The organism is Idiomarina aquatica, assembly GCF_004362895.1.
In the GTDB taxonomy this organism is placed as follows: Bacteria; Pseudomonadota; Gammaproteobacteria; order Enterobacterales; family Alteromonadaceae; genus Idiomarina.
The window spans coordinates 32,392-48,544 of the sequence record NZ_SNXI01000010.1 but is presented as its reverse complement, the minus strand read 5'-3'; the positions used below and the strand labels follow the sequence as shown (position 1 = coordinate 48,544).

The window sequence follows — 16,153 nt, the reverse complement described above, 5'->3', positions numbered from 1 at the left end:
TTAAACAATCTCAATCCCCTCACACTTATAATGACCGATGAGTGTATCAGCGTGTAAAACGTTTCCTTGCAGATCGAAAGCAAAAAAATAGGTTTCGGTTCGGTTTCCCACTTCAACGCTTTTCAGTGCTACACATTCGTTAGGAAAGCCGGGTAAAATCTTGAATGAAGAGACGCCGCGCTCACCTATAGCTTCGCCTACTTCGATTATCTGGATGTCGCTAAAGTCCTCGCTAACAATAAATAATTTGTTACTACCGCAGCAGTTTTCATCGTGTTGGGGTTCAAAGGCTTGATTTGATATTTTACGTGGAAAGAACAACCACTTTTGCAGTTGTGGATGCCATTCTGCGGCTTCATGAACCATGTATCCTTCAGGCCCTAGGCCTGCAGCCTCACGCAGGGCCTGATAGTTATCATGCCAGTTGATGCTTTGTAAGCCGTAATTACGCCCAATCACTTTGATCCATTCTTCTTCAGGCTTTTTGCCATGGCTCCCGACAATCAGTTCGTTACCTTTTATGGTTGCCCACTCACTTTTAAAGCCTTTAAATTTTTCATCGCCACTACCGGTCATCAAAATTTGCCGGGGTACCAATTGATTTTGGTGACGGATTTCGCAGACTAGTCCGGTACGATCATCAAAGGTCATCAAGTGCTTACCGAACATGACCAGCTCTGAGAATTCCGCGCCTCTGCCACCTTCCGCTATCAAGCTGATTAAGTGATGTTCTCCTCCATCATCCTCTTCGATATCATGCAGCTCATAGGTGCCCGTTGCTTCGCGAACTAGCTCGTCATAACGCAAGGTAGAGCGCCATGCCGTTTGACCATCATCGAGTTCGACTTGTGAAGAATCATCTTCATCGGTAATGATCGCTAACAGAAATTCACGCTGCTTGTTGTCATAGCGCTGCTGGCGTTGTTTATCAAACGGGGTTTGTTTCATTCGGTGGACTCCTTGTTAACTTTCGAAGGGGTGAACGTACACTCGCCTCGCGAAGCACCAAGTTGTTGGATTAGCTGCGGTATACCCTCTTTATTGAACTCGACATAACCAATGCCAGACTGGTTCCACAAACGCTCCCCGGCGTCGCGTTCGCTTGGCAGGCGAGGTGTTACACGAAAGCGTCGGCGTTTAGTGAACCAGTTTAACGGGGAATAGGGCGCAAATAGCCAACGGTTTAACCGATCAAGCCACTCCAATAGTTTATCCGGGAACTCATTTTTGATGCCACTGCTGGTTATTTGATATATGCGAGGGGAACGCTTGCGGTGCTTTAAATGCACATCGTAAGCAAAAGAATAATGCACATCGCCTGATAAAATAGTGAAGTGTTCAGGTGTTTTCCGGTGCGCAAAAATATTCAACATGACTTCGGCAGCGCCCTGGTGCGCCATCCAGTTTTCGGCGTCGACTAATAACGGCTTGCCAAAGAAGGTAAACACGTCTTGTATGGCTTCTATTAATTTGACCCCGAACATCGGCGCAGGCGAAACAACAATTACCGATGGTTTGTCGATGAGTTTATGCTGAAAAGCGGTTAACGCTTCCCAATCCATGAGTCCTGATGGCTTGCTTCGCGCTCGTTCGCTTCGCCAGCGCTGGGTGCGGGTATCGAGCACAATAATTGCGGGTTGGCTATTAATGTCATAATCCCAATGCTCAAAATACAGAAGCTTATCGATAAGGGCATCTTGCATGGATTGTGGCCAGATGGAGTCAGATGGGGGGCCTTCTTGTAGGTGATTTATCAACGGCTGAAATTGGTCACGATGATTGCCCCAGCTTTGGCATAATAAGTAGCCAATTAAAGCATTACCAACGATGCGTTTGGAGAAGGGGGGTTCATAGGCTGTTTCCTCCCATAGTGCCGATAAGTTCCAGTCATCGGTTATGTCATGGTCATCGAAAATCATATAGTTAGGAATATTGGCCAATGCTCGAGCAGCTTTTGGCAGATTGGAACTGAATTCATTTAGCGCCTGTAACTCGGTGTTGAAGCGTTGTTTATTTTGCTCACAGAGTGACGTTGGCGTCTCGATATTTACCCAACACCATGGTTGTGGAGACCAGCACAACAAATACATGGCAATGACTTCGCTCAACGATATCAGGTGATTGGCTGCGTTACTGGAAGTAAAAATAGGTTTGCGAACGCCACCAAAAAACTTCTCGGTGATAGCCTCGTTTGATTCAGTATCCGGCAATAGCGAGTCGCGTGCGTAGTAATGTCTGTCCGACTGATAGAGTTCCTGCAACGAGCTGAACGGAGCGCCGTCAAAGTGTTCATCATAAAGCCCGAGTTGTTCTATAACCTGTTTTATAGCCACCAGCATTGGCCCGGCTACATCATCAACGTAAACCTGGTCACCCGAGTGGAGGAGTAGCGCTGGTCTATCTGCCGGGCTATTGACGGATGCTTCGAGTTTTTGGTCCACACGAACTAAGCCGTCGGTAGCGGCATGATGGGGGCGACGGCAAGAGCCGTGTAGTAACTTATCGATATTGCTTTTAAATACAAAACCGGGACTATGCTGGTCGGCGTACAGCAAGTGCGGTGATGTGTGTTTAATCCCCTGACCATCAAACAACACGTCGTATTCTATGTAGTGCTGATCGGGTAGTGGTGTTTTAGGTGTGATGCAGAGTCGACGAATCCAGGCGTATCGACCGACCCTCACTAATTGCTCATCGCAGCGTTCAATATCGACAGTTAGTCGCACATCTGCTGGACTATCATGAGATGTAACTAGCCATAGAATAATGGCGTCAGGTTCGACCGAACGTAAAATAGGTCCGCAAATGATCTGGGGTAAATCAGCCACTGGTCGCTCTTTTTTTGCTGACAGTCGTTACCTTTCTAGCAAAGATTCCTCTTGCTGCCTAGTTCTGCTAACGTATTGCAATAAATAGACACAGGAGAATAACAATGAGAATGGTCTTAACCGCGGTTGCCGCGAGTGTATTAATGGCATGTTCGCCACAACAATCTGCAGAGCAAGCGCAAGAACCACAAACAGAGCAACAAGCACAACAAGAGAGCGCGCAAATGCAGTACCCCGAAACGCGGAAAGGAGATGTTGTCGATACTTACTTTGAGACCGAAATTGCCGATCCCTATCGCTGGTTAGAAGATGATCGGAGCGAAGAGACGGAAAACTGGGTAAAAGCGCAAAATGAAGTAACTTTTGATCATCTCGAAAATATTCCGTTTCGTGAAAAAATCGAAGCACGTCTGACGGAGCTTTGGAATTACGAAAAAGTTAGCGCCCCGCGTTTTGAAGGCGACTACATTTATTTTTATAAAAATGATGGTTTGCAGAACCAGTATGTCGTTTATCGTAAAAAAAGTGAGGATGCGGAAGCTGAGGTCTTTTTAGATCCGAATACCTTTAGCGAAGACGGTACCACCTCGTTGGCGCAATTAACTTTTAGCGAGGACGGCTCGATTGCCGCTTACTCTATTTCTGAAGGCGGTAGTGACTGGCGAAAAATCATTGTTATTGATGCCGAAACCGGTGAGCAACTGGAAGAGCCGCTCGTTGACGTCAAGTTCAGCGGTATTTCCTGGAAAGGTAATGACGGATTTTATTATTCCAGCTATGACAAGCCCGAAGGCAGTGAGCTGTCGGCGAAAACTGACCAACATAAATTGTATTACCATGAGTTAGGCACAGCGCAGTCTGACGATCAGTTAATTTTTGGTGGTACGGAAGAAGAAAAACATCGCTATGTTGGCGGCTACGTTACCGAAGATGACCGTTTCCTGGTGGTATCTGCAGCGAACTCGACATCAGGCAACACGCTTTACATTAAAGACCTGAGTGACCCGGATGCTGACCTGGTTTTAGTTGACGGCAACATGGACTACGACACATCGGTATTAACCAGTCGCGATAATATGTTGTATCTGGAGACCAATATGGATGCTCCAAATGGTCGTGTGGTGACCGTTGATGCAAGCAATCCGCAGCCGGAGAACTGGCAGGATTTTATTGCGCACAGCGATAATGTATTGAACCCGTCTACCGGTGCCGGCTATATCTTTGCCGAGTACATGGTTGATGCCGTGTCTAAAGTGGAGCAATACGACTACGACGGTAACAAAGTACGTGATATCGAGTTACCAGGCGTTGGCAGTGCCAGCGGCTTTAGCGAGAAACAAGACGCTGAAAAAGTTTTCTATAGCTTTACTAACTACAGCACGCCACAAACGATTTATGAAATGAATCCGGATACCGGCGAATCAGTGGTATACGAAGAGTCGGGTGCTGATTTTGACTCCAGTCAGTATGTCAGCAAGCAAGTATTTTATACCTCTAAAGATGGTACCAAGGTACCGATGATTATCACGCACAAAAAAGGTATGGCGCTGGACGGCAGCAACCCAACGATTTTGTATGGTTACGGTGGCTTTAATATTAGCCTGACCCCAAGCTTTAGTATTGCTAACGCAGCCTGGTTGGAGATGGGTGGTGTTTATGCCGTGGCTAACTTGCGCGGTGGCGGCGAGTACGGCAAAGAGTGGCACAAAGCCGGTACTAAGATGCAAAAGCAAAACGTGTTTGATGATTTTATCGCTGCGGGTGAGTACTTAATTGATGAGGACTACACATCATCTGAGCGACTTGCTGTACGAGGCGGCTCTAATGGCGGCTTGTTAGTGGGTGCCGTGATGACACAACGGCCTGAACTATTCGCTGTTGCGTTACCGGCAGTTGGGGTACTGGACATGTTGCGTTACCACACCTTTACCGCTGGTGCTGGCTGGGCTTACGATTACGGTACCGCAGAAGATAGCCCGGAAATGTTCGAGTACTTGTTAAACTACTCACCAGTACACAACGTAGAAGAAGGTGTGGCTTATCCGGCAACATTGATCACGACGGGTGACCATGACGACCGCGTTGTGCCGGCCCATTCGTTTAAATTTGCTGCAGAACTGCAAGAAAAGGCGGGTGGAGATAACCCACAGCTCATTCGTATAGAAACGAATGCGGGGCATGGCGCCGGGACACCCGTTTCAAAAACGATTGAACAGTATTCCGATATTTTTGGTTTCACCCTCTACCACATGGGTTACGAATCATTACCACAGGAGTAATTGAATAATGCAAAACGCCGCCAACTTTCCCATTTTATGGGTGGTGGTCATTATAATCGGGCTCGCTCTTTTAGCGAGCTCGATTCGTATTGTCCCCCAACAACGTATTTTTATTATTGAGCTTTTTGGTCGCTATCGGCGATTATTGCGCCCGGGTCTTAACTTTATCATTCCCTTGGTTGAACAAGTTGCGCATAAAGAGTCTATGCGGACGCGCCAACTGGACGTTGATGTAGAGACTAAAACTAACGATAACGTATTTGTGGTGGTGCGGGTTTCAGTGCAATACCGCGTAGGCTCAACAGATGCTGTATATAACGCGTTTTATCAGCTGGAAAATCCCGAATGGCAAATGCAGTCCTATGTTTTTGATACGGTGCGGGCGCAGATACCTAAGCAAAACCTTGATGCAGTTTTTGATAACAAAGACAGTATTTCTAACGATGTGAAAATGCAGCTGCGCGACACTATGGAAGGCTATGGTTTTGAAATCATTGCATCCTTGGTTACCGATATAGATCCGGATCAGTCGGTTAAAGATTCAATGAACCAAATCAATGCGGCAGAGCGGGAGCGGCGCGCGGCTGAGCACAAAGCCGAGGCTGAAAAAATAATCAAGGTAAAGCAGGCTGAGGCAGACAAAGAATCTAAAATCTTGCAAGGCGAGGGTATTGCCGGGCAGCGCCGTGCAATTGCCGAGGGCTTAAGAGATTCTATTGCCATGGTGACTAATGAAAACCAGGACGTGACCTCACGTGATGTCATTGATTTGCTGAAGTTCACCAACTATGTTGATGTACTCGGCTCATTCGATAATTCTTCCAGTAAGGTTATTATGTTGCCACAGCCTACCGGGCAACTCGATTCGTTGTCGAGCAATCTGATGGCCGCGATGGAAGCGGCTAACGAGCAAAACCCCGCGCGCAAAAAAGAAGTAACAAAAGGAGCACAAGATGAACATGATTAAGTTAGCAACCTCAGCTGCTGTAGTTTCGTTATTAGCAGCCTGCAGCGCCGAAGAAAGTGTTACCCAGTGTACGACCGCTGCAAGCTCGGAATGGATGGACGAGGGCGAGTTTCAAGCAGGCCTTGAGCAACAGGGTTACCAAATTAACGAGTTTAAGGTGACACCCGGTAATTGTTATGAAATCTATGGCCAAAGTCCCGCTGGCGATAAAGTTGAAATTTACTTTAACCCTGTTGACGGCAGTATCGTAAAACAAGAAATGGAGTAATACGGTGAGTGCGACAAGGTTAATCTGGGATCCGTTTATTAGGCTTTACCATGTTCTAATTATTGTCGCATTTACATTGAATTACTTTATCCTGGAGCCCGGCGAAACGATTCATCAATGGGTCGGTTACAGCGCCGTGGCTCTGGTTTTATTGCGAATCGGGTGGGGCTTTATTGGCCCACAAACCGCACGAATCACTGACTTTTTTCCTACCCCGTTACGCCTACGGCGACACTTTGATCACTTACGTATGCGGCGACTGTCACAGCGACAAGGCCATAATGCTTTGGGGGGCATGCTAATATTGGTGTTTTGGTTACTGTTTCTGGGGCAAGGGTTAACCGGCTTTTTACTTGAAGAAACAGACCGATTTTTTGGCAGTAGTTTAGTGGAGAATATTCACGAGCTGATTGCTCACGCGTTATATGCGGGGGCTTTACTGCATATTGCAGCGGTGTTGATTATTGGCTGGTGGGGTCGTATCGCATTAATACGACCCATGATCACAGGATGGCGAAAGCCGAACGACTAACTGGCTTTGGCAATATCCTGAATCTTACCAACGATGGCACGGAGACCATTTCCCCGAGTGGGCGTGATGTGATTTTCTAAATCCAACCGATTAAAATAGCCATCGATATCAAATTCGAGTATTTGCGCCGGGGTTTTATCATCATAAGCCGCCATCACCAGCGTCAAGAGACCTTGTACGATAACTGCGTCGCTATCGACGTGAAACAATAGCTTACCGCCTCTTTGTTCGCTGATTAACCATACGTTGCTCTGGCATCCACGTACCCGGTATTCGTCTCTATGCTGCTCTTCCGGCAAGCCAGGCAGTGCCTTGCCCAGGTCGATAATATACTGATAGCGTTGTTCCCAGTCGTCCAGAAACTCCAGGTCGTCAATGATTTCTTCAGTGCTGGGTAGGTTACTCATGATTAGAAAAACACTCCTGCTTCTAGTTGCGCTTCTTCGCTCATCATTTCGCGAGACCATGGCGGATCGAATACCAGGTTAACTTTTACATTGTTCACGAAAGGCACCAGTGAAACACGGTACTCAACATCACCAACGAGCACAGGACCCATGCCGCAACCCGGGGCGGTCAAGGTCATGTCGATATTTACCTGATTGGCGTCTTGGTCAACGTCCACCTTGTAGATTAGCCCAAGCGATACCAGGTTAATAGGAATTTCCGGATCGTAAATCGTCTCTAATGCGTCCCAAACTTGTTGTTCCGAGATTTTCCCGTCAGCGGGCGCTTCGAAATCAAGTTTTTCCGGTTTGCGACCAATGGCATCGCCATCGGTACCGTCTATACGCAGCATATTACCTTGCCACGTTACCGTGTAGTTACCGCCGAGGTCCTGAGTTATATTAACAAATTCACCTTTAGGAATAACTTTGGGTTCGCCTGAAGGGACCTTGCGCGCTTTTACTTCGCGCAAGGTGTTGACCATTTTCTGTTGCATAGGGTTACGGCAGCCTTTTAACTGACGCTGAAGCTTTCGCCGCAGCCACACTCGTTAACAACGTTGGGGTTGTTAAACTTCACAATGCCGTTAATGCCTTCTTTGACGTAGTCAATTTCGGTGTTACGCAGCAGTTCGATGGCGTTGGCTGCAACAGCAACGGTGATGTTGTCGTTGATCTTAACTAACTCATCGCCTTCCTGTGCATTATCAACCGAATCCAGGACATAGGCATAACCGGTGCAACCACTGGCTTTAGTCGATAACCTCACGAGGTTGCCTGGTTGATCCTCTAGGCGCGATTCGAAATATCGAATCGCGCTGTCAGTCATCGAGACTAACGCGGTTGATGGGACAAAAGATTCGACAGACATATTTCCTCCCGTCGTTAAGCCAACATCATGCGGGCTTTATTGATCGCTTTAAACAGCGCATCAACATCGTCCATGGTGTTGTAAATAGTAAAAGAAGCTCGAGCCGTACCGGGCACACCCAATCTTTTCATCAATGGCTGTGCGCAGTGATCGCCGGTACGAATGGCGACGCCTTGCTTATCGAGTATAAAGCCAATATCGGCCGGGTGCGTACCCTCGATAATAAAACTAAGCACGCCGATTTTGTTGCTGGCCGTGCCAATGATACGCATACCGTCGGTCTTTTCCGCGAGCTCGGTGGCTCGTTTAAGCAATGCCTGCTCATGAGCCCAGATATCATCGGCATTGAATCCCTGTAACCAGGTAATGGCGGCAGCTAAACCGATTGCTCCTGCGATATTCGGGGTGCCGGCCTCGAGGCGATTGGGCAATTCGCCCCAAGTCGCGTCCTGATAGGTCACTGTTGCAATCATTTCACCACCAACGAGCCACACCGGCCAGTCGGCGAGTACGTCATAACGACCCCACAAAACACCAATACCGGTCGGACCAAATAGTTTGTGACCCGAAAACACGTAAAAATCGCAGCCAATATCCTGTACGTTGATAGCACCATGAGCAACGCCTTGCGCCCCGTCGATCAACACAAACGCACCGCGCGCCTTAGCCGCGGCGGTCAGTTCTTTAATCGGATTAATGGTACCTAACGCGTTCGAGATATGCGGCATTGCGACGAATGCCGTGTTGTCACTCAACAAATCATAAAACGCATCGCTATTCAGTTCGCCGTTATCATGAATAGGTACAATCTTTAACGTCGCGCCTGAGCGTTTACACGCCTGCTGCCAGGTAACTAAGTCTGCATGGTGTTCCATTTCGGTCACCATGACTTCGTCGCCTGCTTTTAAACGTTGCGCCATACCATTAGCGACAAGGTTAATACCCTCGGTGGTACCGCTGGTCCAAATGACTTCCTCTGGGCGGCCTGCGTTAATGTAGTGAGCAACGGTTTTGCGGGCGGCTTCATAACGCTTAGTCGCCTCATCTGACAAGTAGTGAGCGCCGCGATGCACATTCGAGTTGCACTGTGTGTAGTAGTCAACCAGCGCATCGATAACCGCCTGCGGCTTCTGCGTTGTTGCCGCATTGTCCAGATAAACTAACGGCTGACCATTAACCTGACGCGCCAGGATCGGAAACTGCTCACGAATTTGTGCGACGTTCAGGGTCATTTTTGCTCCATCATGCGCTCAAAACGCTGCCGTAAAATCGGCTGCAACCAATCCGCCAATGCTTTATTCGGCATTTGAAACAGTAGCTCCTGCACAAAACCAAAGTTGAGCATAACCAATGCCTGTTGCTTATCGATGCCGCGTGTCAGCATATAATAAAGCGCTTCTTCGTCAATCTCGGCGACTGTAGCGCCGTGAGCGCACTGCACGTCGTCGGCATAGATCTCAAGCTCGGGCTTGGTATTGATCTGTGCTCCGCGCGACAGCAACAAGTTGCGATTATTCAGTTCCGCCAACGTCTTTTGGGCGTCACGGTGAATATGAATACGACCGTTGAATACCGCTTTAGCTTTGTCGCCGATAATGCCACGAGCATTTTCTTCGGTGGTACCATTGGGTTGTGCGTGCTCAATCGTGCTGTGCAGGTCGAAATGCTCATGCGGTGCCAGCAAATAGATATTATTGAACTTGGCAAAGGCATGTTCACCGGCATGCTCGATATCAACATCCAGGCGTGTTAACTGTGAGCCATAACCAACCAATGTACTGTTTAATTTCGATTCATTGTGCAGACGGAAGTGACTACCGCCAACATGAATCGCCTGGTCTTCTTGCAACGCTAAGCGGTAATGTTCGAGTTTTGCGTTGTCAGCAATGTCATACTCGGCAAACACTGTGTTTAGGCTTTGCTCGTTGCCGGCACCGTGTTCAATGATGGTTGCGCGAGCGCCTTTACCAACACGAACCAGTGTGCGTTGGTGTGACTCAACGCCGTCGGTAGCAACATTCACAATACGAATGGGCTGTTCGACCTGTGAGCCTTCAGCTACATCAATAACAATGCCTTGTTGCGCAAGCACATCGTTGATCAGTCCAAATAAATGGTGCGCAGGCTTAACTTTTGCGAATAATGCATCGGCAGCCTCACTTTTAGCATCTAAGGCTGTAATGCTGATACCTGCGGGCAGCTGCAACTGAGCAATATCAGTCGTCAGGCGGCCATCAACAAATACCAGATCGATGCTGTTTAAACCATTAACCTGAGGAGCTTCTGCACTCGCCTGACTGCCGGCTTGCAGGTTCAAATCGGCGACTTTGTGCAGTGACGTATAGCGCCATGCCTCGGTGCGACGTCCCGGCCACTCTTTTTGCTTTAGCTGGGCAAGCGCGTTAGCGCGTACCGGAGACAGCCAGTCGTCAACGTTGGCAGCACGCTCAATAACGTGGGCTAACCATTGACTCATGCGCTTTCTCCCTCTTTCAACCACGCGTAACCCGAGGCTTCAACTTCTTTAGCGAGCTCAGGGCCACCGCTCTTAACAATTTTGCCTTGCGATAAGATGTGCACGTAGTCGGGTTCAATGTAGTCCAACAGCCGCTGATAGTGGGTAACCACGATAAAACTGCGGTTACCGTCGCGTTGGCTGTTTACGCCTTTTGCAACCACTTGCAGGGCATCAACGTCTAAGCCTGAATCAGACTCATCGAGAATCGCAAGCTTAGGTTCAAGCATGATCATTTGCATGATCTCGTTGCGTTTTTTCTCGCCACCGGAAAAACCTTCGTTAACGCCTCGTTTTAAGAAGTCCAACGGCAACTCAACGTGCTTGCATGCTTCTTTCGCTTTTTTCAGGAACTCGGCCGAGCTTAATGCATCTTCCCCACGAGCTTCGCGCATCGCGTTGACTGATTCTTTCATGAATTCCATGTTGCTTACGCCGGGAATTTCTACCGGGTATTGGAAAGCAAGAAAAACGCCGGCTTGCGCGCGCTCTTCTACTTCCATATCAAATAAATCCTTACCATCGAGTTCAGCACTGCCACTTTCGACTTCATAACCTTCGCGACCGGACAATACATAGCCAAGCGTACTTTTACCGGCACCATTAGGGCCCATGATGGCGTGTACTTCACCCGGTTTCACTTCCAGGTTAAGGCCTTTAAGAATGGTAGTTTCTTCTACACGTGCGTGTAGGTCTTTAATCGTTAACATGTTTTACCCCACTGAACCTTCAAGACTGATTTCGAGCAACTTACCGGCTTCTACCGCAAACTCCATTGGCAATTCGCGGAATACTTCTTTACAGAAGCCATTTACAATCATTGAGACTGCTTTTTCAGGGTCAAGGCCTCGTTGCTGGCATAAGAATAACTGATCATCACTGACTTTTGAGGTGGTTGCCTCGTGCTCAACAATCGCCGTTGGATTGCTGCTTTCGATATATGGGAAGGTATGCGCACCACACTTATCACCAATTAACAGCGAGTCACATTCGGTAAAGTTTCGTGCTCCCTCGGCGCCCGGTCCCATGCGTACTAAGCCACGATAGGCGTTGTTGCTGTAACCGGCAGAAATACCTTTGGAGATAATGGTCGACTTGGTGTTTTTGCCCAAGTGAATCATTTTGGTACCCGTATCAGCTTGCTGTTTACCACGGGTCAGAGCGACTGAGTAAAACTCGCCGACACTATTGTCACCTTTAAGGATACAGCTCGGATACTTCCAGGTTACCGCAGAACCTGTTTCTACCTGAGTCCAGGAAATCTTCGCGTTCTTTTCACACAGGCCGCGTTTAGTCACGAAATTATAAATACCGCCTTTGCCGTTTTCGTCACCCGGATACCAGTTCTGTACGGTCGAATATTTGATTTCGGCGTCATCTAACGCTACTAACTCGACTACCGCTGCGTGTAACTGATTCTCGTCACGTTGGGGTGCGGTACAGCCTTCGAGATAGCTAACGTAACTGCCTTCTTCGGCAACGATTAAGGTGCGCTCGAACTGGCCGGTATTCTGTTCATTAATACGGAAATAGGTCGACAATTCCATTGGGCAACGTACGCCTTTTGGAATGTAAACAAACGAGCCGTCAGTAAATACAGCGCTGTTCAATGCCGCAAAGTAGTTGTCGCCTTTAGGCACCACAGTACCCAGATACTTTTTAACCAGCTCTGGGTATTTGTGTAGCGCTTCGGAAATTGGGCAAAAAATAACGCCTGCTTCTTCAAGCTTCTCGCGGAAGGTGGTGACCACAGAAACTGAATCAAATACCGCATCCACGGCAACGCCGGCTAGCATTTCCTGCTCATGCAGAGGAATGCCCAGCTTCTCGTAGGTGCGCAGCAGTTCAGGATCGACCTCATCGAGCGATTTAGGCTTATCTTTCATGCTTTTTGGCGCTGAATAATACGAGATAGATTGATAGTCAATCTTCGGGTAATCAACGTGCGCCCACTCGGGTTCTTCCATCTTCAGCCACTTCCGATAGGCCTGCAAACGCCACTCCGTCATCCACTCCGGTTCTTCTTTCATTGCGGATAAACGGCGGATAACATCTTCGTCCAACCCCGGCGGGAACGTTTCTGATTCTATTTCAGAAACAAAACCAGCATCGTATTTGCGCTCTAGCGCTTGATCAATTTGTTCGCTCATGATGACCACCTTACTAACTTGCGAATGCCCATATTATAAAATACCTGACTAAAACACTCAACTTTATCTGGTGCTTGTAGACTATGCTCGGGCAATTGGTCGCGTATTATACGCTGTTGTGCGTTAAAAGTCGCTTTCGTCCGGTGCGAAACCGCTAACTCTAAATGGGTAGGTGACCGGTTTTTACCCAGATAATGGTTTCGTGCTCAACAAAGGGATGATGGGTACTCATGTGAGGACTACGTAACCAGGTGCCCTGAGGATACCGGCCGTGTTCATCGCAGAACTCACCCTGTAGTACAATGATTTCTTCGCCGCCCATGTGGCGGTGAGGTTTGAAAACTTCATTGGCCGGCCATTTTACCAGTGCAACGTGTTCTGTATTGTGGCTGTGCAGTGGCATGACTTGCAGTCCACCCTGTCCCGCTAGCCACTCGGCGTTGTTGATATCAATACGCACAGTGTTGCGGTCATCAGCATCAAACTGGTGAAGTTTCACCAGTAATTTGCAGCCTTTTTCGCTGAAAGGAGCGTGCGAACTGCCGGGAGGGTTGCGTAGATAAGTGCCAGCGGGATAGTCTCCATTTTCATCAGAGAATACACCCTCAAGTACCAAAATTTCCTCACCCAGAGGGTGATGATGGGTCTTGAATGACGCGCCGGGCTTGTATTCGACAATACTGGTAGCACGGCCGCGTTCTGCTTCTTCGCGCTCGAGCTGTTTGCGCCGGACACCTGCTGCGGGACTATCAATCCAATCTTGTTCAGCGGTATTTATGACAACGCGTTGAGTAAAATCTAAATTTAGCATGATATTAATCTTTCATCTGATTAAAACAGTACTACGCTTACGAAAAAGGCAGACTATTTAGTTCATTAGGCTCAACTAAGAAGGTGGCTATTATGGCAAACGTTGGTGGTATTGATCGTATTTTAAGAGCGATTGTAGGAATCGCTATTATCGTTTGGTCGTTACAAGCGGGTAACTTATGGTGGATTCTGGGCGCAGTAGTGTTAGGTACTGCCATATTCAAATTCTGTCTGCTGTATAAACTTATCGGGATGACAACGGATAAATCGACAGGAACAAAAGAATGAGCGAGAAGAAGGTTGTGGCATGCCCCGCATGCCACAAAAAGAACCGTGTTGCTTGGGAAAGAAAGCAAGAAAATGCTGTGTGTGGGCATTGCAAAGCGGCGCTGTTCGGTGGTCGGGTTATCAAGGTGAACAGCGACGAGTTTCGTGCTCATCAAAGTGCCGACTTACCATTAGTGGTCGATTTTTGGGCTAGTTGGTGTGGGCCTTGTCAGCAATATGGACCGCACTTCGAACAAGCAGCAAAACAATTGCCTTATGACGTGCAGTTTTTAAAAATCAGTACAGAAACAGAGCCCAACCTAGCTCAACAGTATGCGGTACGCAGTATCCCGACAACCATGCTGATAAAAAGTGGCCAGGAAGTGGCGCGGCAAGCCGGCGTTATGTCGACACCGCAATTGCAGCAATGGGTCGCCAAATTTTCGTGATAATACTCTCTTTATTTGGCATAGTTAGTAAAAAAGTAGTGTAAGGATAGTTCAGTGCCCTACGGGAAATACCAAAATTTACCGCTTAGTGACCGTTTGATGATGATGCTAGAGGCCACTCAGGCTGGCACATGGGAGTGGAACGTGCAGACTGGGGAAACGCACTTTAACGAGCGCTGGGCGGAAATTATCGGGTACACGCTGGATGAGCTGCAGCCGATTAATATCCAGACCTGGTTGAAGTTCGTCCATCCTGATGATGGAAGCGAGTCTGATAAACGGCTGACTGAACATTTCGATGGCAAGCGCAGCTTTTACGAGTGCGAAGCCCGCATGCGACACAAAGATGGCCGCTGGGTCTGGGTTCGTGATTACGGCAAATTGGTGTCCCGCACGGCCGAGGGAAAACCCGAATGGGTTGTGGGCACACATATTGATATCAGCGGCTTAAAAGAATTAAGCGAACGCTTTGAGGCATTTGCTGATCTGTTACCGGGGGTCGTTTATCAATACCAGCAACGCCCCGATGGCAGCTCGTCTTTCCCCTTTGCCAGCCAGGGTCTACGGCATATCTATGGCGTCGCACCCGACGCCGTTAAAGAGGATGCCGCGCTGGTATTTGAAGCCATTCACCCAGAAGATCTGCCACGCGTTGCCAGAACAATTAACCAGTCGGCGCAGCAGGGTCAAGACTGGGTATGTGAGTATAGGGTCATACACACAGGTACACCTCGTTGGGTGTTTGGGCATGCGCGCCCGCAATCCGGCATTGATGGCTCAGTGTTGTGGTATGGCATGATCATTGATATTACTGAGCGCAAGAAGCTTGAGTTGGAGCTGGAAAAAAGTCAGGCAAACCTGAAGCTTGCACAAAAAATAGCGCGTACCGGACATTGGGAGGCGAACCTTGAAACAGGCGCCTTGTATTGGTCGGATATGGTATTTCAGATACTGGGATTCGAGCGTGGAGAAGTTGAGCCCTCCGTCGAACTGTTTAATAGCCTGGTGTACCCGGAAGATTTAACCGCTGTTCGCAAGAGTGAACAAGAAGCGCAGCAAATTGGTATTCATGACGTGCAGCATCGGATGTTCACAAAATCCGGTGAGCTAATCTGGGTGCATGAATTAGCCGAGTTACAAGCCGACGGTGTCACGCTAATTGGTACCGTGCGGGATGTTACGACGCAGAAACAGTTGGAATTAAAATTACAACAGCAAGCCGTCATCGATCCACTCACTCAAATTGGCAATCGTCGCTATTTCCACCAGGCGTTGCAAAGGGAGTACAACCGCTATCAACGCTATCACACGCCATTGTGTCTGATCATGTTCGATCTCGACCATTTTAAGAGGGTAAATGACACTTACGGTCATGCGATGGGTGATAAGGTGCTGAAGGCAACCGCTGAAGTTGTCGGCACTAATCTCAGGCAACAAGATATCTTTTCGCGCATTGGCGGTGAGGAGTTTGCCATTTTATTGCCGGGACTGGATGTAAGCGGAGGTCAGCTGGTGGCAGAGAAGCTCCGCGAGGCTATCGCAACCAACCCGATAGATGATAATGGCACGTCTGTCTCAGTCTCGGCGACACTGGGGTTAGTCGCTATTTCGGAAGATATTGACTCAGAAGAGCAGTTACAGCAAATAGCGGACAGAGCGCTTTACCTTGGCAAACAAAAGGGTAGAAACTGCGTGATTACGGCTGATAAAACGCTCTACTGATTTCCATAGACCCTAGCGCGATGCCCGTGTAAAATTCACGTTCTTTGTT

General features: G+C 48.3%; 17 protein-coding genes. 7 read left to right on the top strand and 10 right to left on the bottom strand.

Translation table 11 applies throughout. The features are described 5' to 3' along the window. Complete coding sequence (locus tag DEU29_RS08580) at positions 1 to 948, bottom strand: hypothetical protein (RefSeq protein ID WP_133539952.1); 948 nt, start codon at positions 946 to 948, stop codon at positions 1 to 3. Further along, complete coding sequence (locus DEU29_RS08575; protein WP_133539951.1) at positions 945 to 2,828, bottom strand: alkaline phosphatase D family protein; 1,884 nt, start codon at positions 2,826 to 2,828, stop codon at positions 945 to 947. Before DEU29_RS08575 ends, DEU29_RS08580 begins: the two co-directional genes overlap by 4 nt. A gap of 104 nt (positions 2,829 to 2,932) precedes the next feature. On the opposite strand from DEU29_RS08575, the gene DEU29_RS08570 reads away from it, so the two are divergent. The 4 genes from DEU29_RS08570 to DEU29_RS08555 are packed head-to-tail and all read left to right on the top strand — an operon-like array spanning position 2,933 to position 6,874. Continuing rightward, on the top strand, positions 2,933 to 5,107 hold the full coding sequence (locus DEU29_RS08570; RefSeq protein WP_133539950.1) for a prolyl oligopeptidase family serine peptidase: 2,175 nt from the start codon (positions 2,933 to 2,935) through the stop codon (positions 5,105 to 5,107). 7 nt (positions 5,108 to 5,114) lie between these two features. Then, positions 5,115 to 6,074, top strand: coding sequence for an SPFH domain-containing protein (locus DEU29_RS08565; RefSeq protein ID WP_133539949.1), 960 nt, complete (start codon positions 5,115 to 5,117; stop codon positions 6,072 to 6,074). Beyond that, positions 6,061 to 6,342: a PepSY domain-containing protein gene (locus DEU29_RS08560; RefSeq protein WP_133539948.1), complete on the top strand. Its 282-nt coding sequence runs from the start codon at positions 6,061 to 6,063 to the stop codon at positions 6,340 to 6,342. Before DEU29_RS08565 ends, DEU29_RS08560 begins: the two co-directional genes overlap by 14 nt. A 4-nt stretch (positions 6,343 to 6,346) precedes the next feature. Continuing rightward, on the top strand, positions 6,347 to 6,874 hold the full coding sequence (locus DEU29_RS08555; protein ID WP_243734525.1) for a cytochrome b/b6 domain-containing protein: 528 nt from the start codon (positions 6,347 to 6,349) through the stop codon (positions 6,872 to 6,874). On the opposite strand, the gene DEU29_RS08550 is transcribed toward DEU29_RS08555, so the two are convergent. The 8 genes from DEU29_RS08550 to DEU29_RS08515 all read right to left on the bottom strand — a co-directional run bounded on the left by DEU29_RS08550 (position 6,871) and on the right by DEU29_RS08515 (position 13,667). After that, positions 6,871 to 7,281 (bottom strand): SufE family protein, encoded by a 411-nt coding sequence (locus DEU29_RS08550; protein WP_133539947.1) that lies wholly within the window; start codon positions 7,279 to 7,281, stop codon positions 6,871 to 6,873. The genes DEU29_RS08555 and DEU29_RS08550 overlap by 4 nt on opposite strands. A gap of 2 nt (positions 7,282 to 7,283) precedes the next feature. Then, entirely contained in the window at positions 7,284 to 7,817 is a 534-nt protein-coding gene (sufT, locus tag DEU29_RS08545) for a putative Fe-S cluster assembly protein SufT (protein ID WP_133539946.1), read from the bottom strand. A 17-nt stretch (positions 7,818 to 7,834) separates the two neighbouring features. Then, a complete protein-coding gene (locus DEU29_RS08540; RefSeq protein ID WP_133539945.1) occupies positions 7,835 to 8,191 on the bottom strand; it encodes a HesB/IscA family protein in 357 nt (118 codons plus the stop codon). A gap of 14 nt (positions 8,192 to 8,205) precedes the next feature. After that, positions 8,206 to 9,423, bottom strand: a complete 1,218-nt coding sequence (locus tag DEU29_RS08535) for an aminotransferase class V-fold PLP-dependent enzyme (RefSeq protein ID WP_133539944.1) — start codon at positions 9,421 to 9,423, stop codon at positions 8,206 to 8,208. After that, positions 9,420 to 10,667, bottom strand: coding sequence for a Fe-S cluster assembly protein SufD (gene sufD, locus DEU29_RS08530; RefSeq protein WP_133539943.1), 1,248 nt, complete (start codon positions 10,665 to 10,667; stop codon positions 9,420 to 9,422). The genes DEU29_RS08535 and sufD overlap by 4 nt, the downstream gene beginning before the upstream one ends. Then, the gene (gene sufC, locus DEU29_RS08525) at positions 10,664 to 11,416 is read right to left on the bottom strand and encodes a Fe-S cluster assembly ATPase SufC (RefSeq protein ID WP_133539942.1); all 753 of its coding nucleotides are present in this window, start codon (positions 11,414 to 11,416) and stop codon (positions 10,664 to 10,666) included. Before sufC ends, sufD begins: the two co-directional genes overlap by 4 nt. A 3-nt stretch (positions 11,417 to 11,419) precedes the next feature. After that, positions 11,420 to 12,856 carry a Fe-S cluster assembly protein SufB gene (sufB, locus tag DEU29_RS08520; RefSeq protein WP_133539941.1) on the bottom strand — a complete coding sequence of 479 codons (1,437 nt, stop codon included), beginning with the start codon at positions 12,854 to 12,856 and terminating at the stop codon, positions 11,420 to 11,422. 160 nt (positions 12,857 to 13,016) lie between these two features. After that, a complete protein-coding gene (locus DEU29_RS08515) occupies positions 13,017 to 13,667 on the bottom strand; it encodes a cupin domain-containing protein (protein WP_133539940.1) in 651 nt (216 codons plus the stop codon). 92 nt (positions 13,668 to 13,759) lie between these two features. On the opposite strand from DEU29_RS08515, the gene DEU29_RS08510 reads away from it, so the two are divergent. Genes DEU29_RS08510 through DEU29_RS08500 form a run of 3 tightly spaced genes read left to right on the top strand, consistent with a single transcriptional unit; the run spans position 13,760 to position 16,104 of the window. After that, positions 13,760 to 13,954 carry a YgaP family membrane protein gene (locus DEU29_RS08510; RefSeq protein WP_243734524.1) on the top strand — a complete coding sequence of 65 codons (195 nt, stop codon included), beginning with the start codon at positions 13,760 to 13,762 and terminating at the stop codon, positions 13,952 to 13,954. Then, complete coding sequence (gene trxC / locus DEU29_RS08505; RefSeq protein WP_133539939.1) at positions 13,951 to 14,382, top strand: thioredoxin TrxC; 432 nt, start codon at positions 13,951 to 13,953, stop codon at positions 14,380 to 14,382. The genes DEU29_RS08510 and trxC overlap by 4 nt, the downstream gene beginning before the upstream one ends. Before the next feature lie 54 nt (positions 14,383 to 14,436). After that, positions 14,437 to 16,104, top strand: coding sequence for a GGDEF domain-containing protein (locus tag DEU29_RS08500; protein WP_133539938.1), 1,668 nt, complete (start codon positions 14,437 to 14,439; stop codon positions 16,102 to 16,104). Positions 16,105 to 16,153: the final 49 nt, after the last annotated feature.

Excerpts from the sequence above, each read along its gene's own strand:
- DEU29_RS08580 (WP_133539952.1), bottom strand. The coding sequence starts at position 948 with ATGAAACAAACCCCGTTTGATAAACAACGCCAGCAGCGCTATGACAAC.
- DEU29_RS08570 (WP_133539950.1), top strand. The coding sequence starts at position 2,933 with ATGAGAATGGTCTTAACCGCGGTTGCCGCGAGTGTATTAATGGCATGT.
- DEU29_RS08565 (WP_133539949.1), top strand. The coding sequence starts at position 5,115 with ATGCAAAACGCCGCCAACTTTCCCATTTTATGGGTGGTGGTCATTATA.
- DEU29_RS08560 (WP_133539948.1), top strand. The coding sequence starts at position 6,061 with ATGAACATGATTAAGTTAGCAACCTCAGCTGCTGTAGTTTCGTTATTA.
- DEU29_RS08550 (WP_133539947.1), bottom strand. The coding sequence starts at position 7,281 with ATGAGTAACCTACCCAGCACTGAAGAAATCATTGACGACCTGGAGTTT.
- sufT (WP_133539946.1), bottom strand. The coding sequence starts at position 7,817 with ATGCAACAGAAAATGGTCAACACCTTGCGCGAAGTAAAAGCGCGCAAG.
- DEU29_RS08540 (WP_133539945.1), bottom strand. The coding sequence starts at position 8,191 with ATGTCTGTCGAATCTTTTGTCCCATCAACCGCGTTAGTCTCGATGACT.
- DEU29_RS08535 (WP_133539944.1), bottom strand. The coding sequence starts at position 9,423 with ATGACCCTGAACGTCGCACAAATTCGTGAGCAGTTTCCGATCCTGGCG.
- sufD (WP_133539943.1), bottom strand. The coding sequence starts at position 10,667 with ATGAGTCAATGGTTAGCCCACGTTATTGAGCGTGCTGCCAACGTTGAC.
- sufC (WP_133539942.1), bottom strand. The coding sequence starts at position 11,416 with ATGTTAACGATTAAAGACCTACACGCACGTGTAGAAGAAACTACCATT.
- sufB (WP_133539941.1), bottom strand. The coding sequence starts at position 12,856 with ATGAGCGAACAAATTGATCAAGCGCTAGAGCGCAAATACGATGCTGGT.
- DEU29_RS08515 (WP_133539940.1), bottom strand. The coding sequence starts at position 13,667 with ATGCTAAATTTAGATTTTACTCAACGCGTTGTCATAAATACCGCTGAA.
- DEU29_RS08510 (WP_243734524.1), top strand. The coding sequence starts at position 13,760 with ATGGCAAACGTTGGTGGTATTGATCGTATTTTAAGAGCGATTGTAGGA.
- trxC (WP_133539939.1), top strand. The coding sequence starts at position 13,951 with ATGAGCGAGAAGAAGGTTGTGGCATGCCCCGCATGCCACAAAAAGAAC.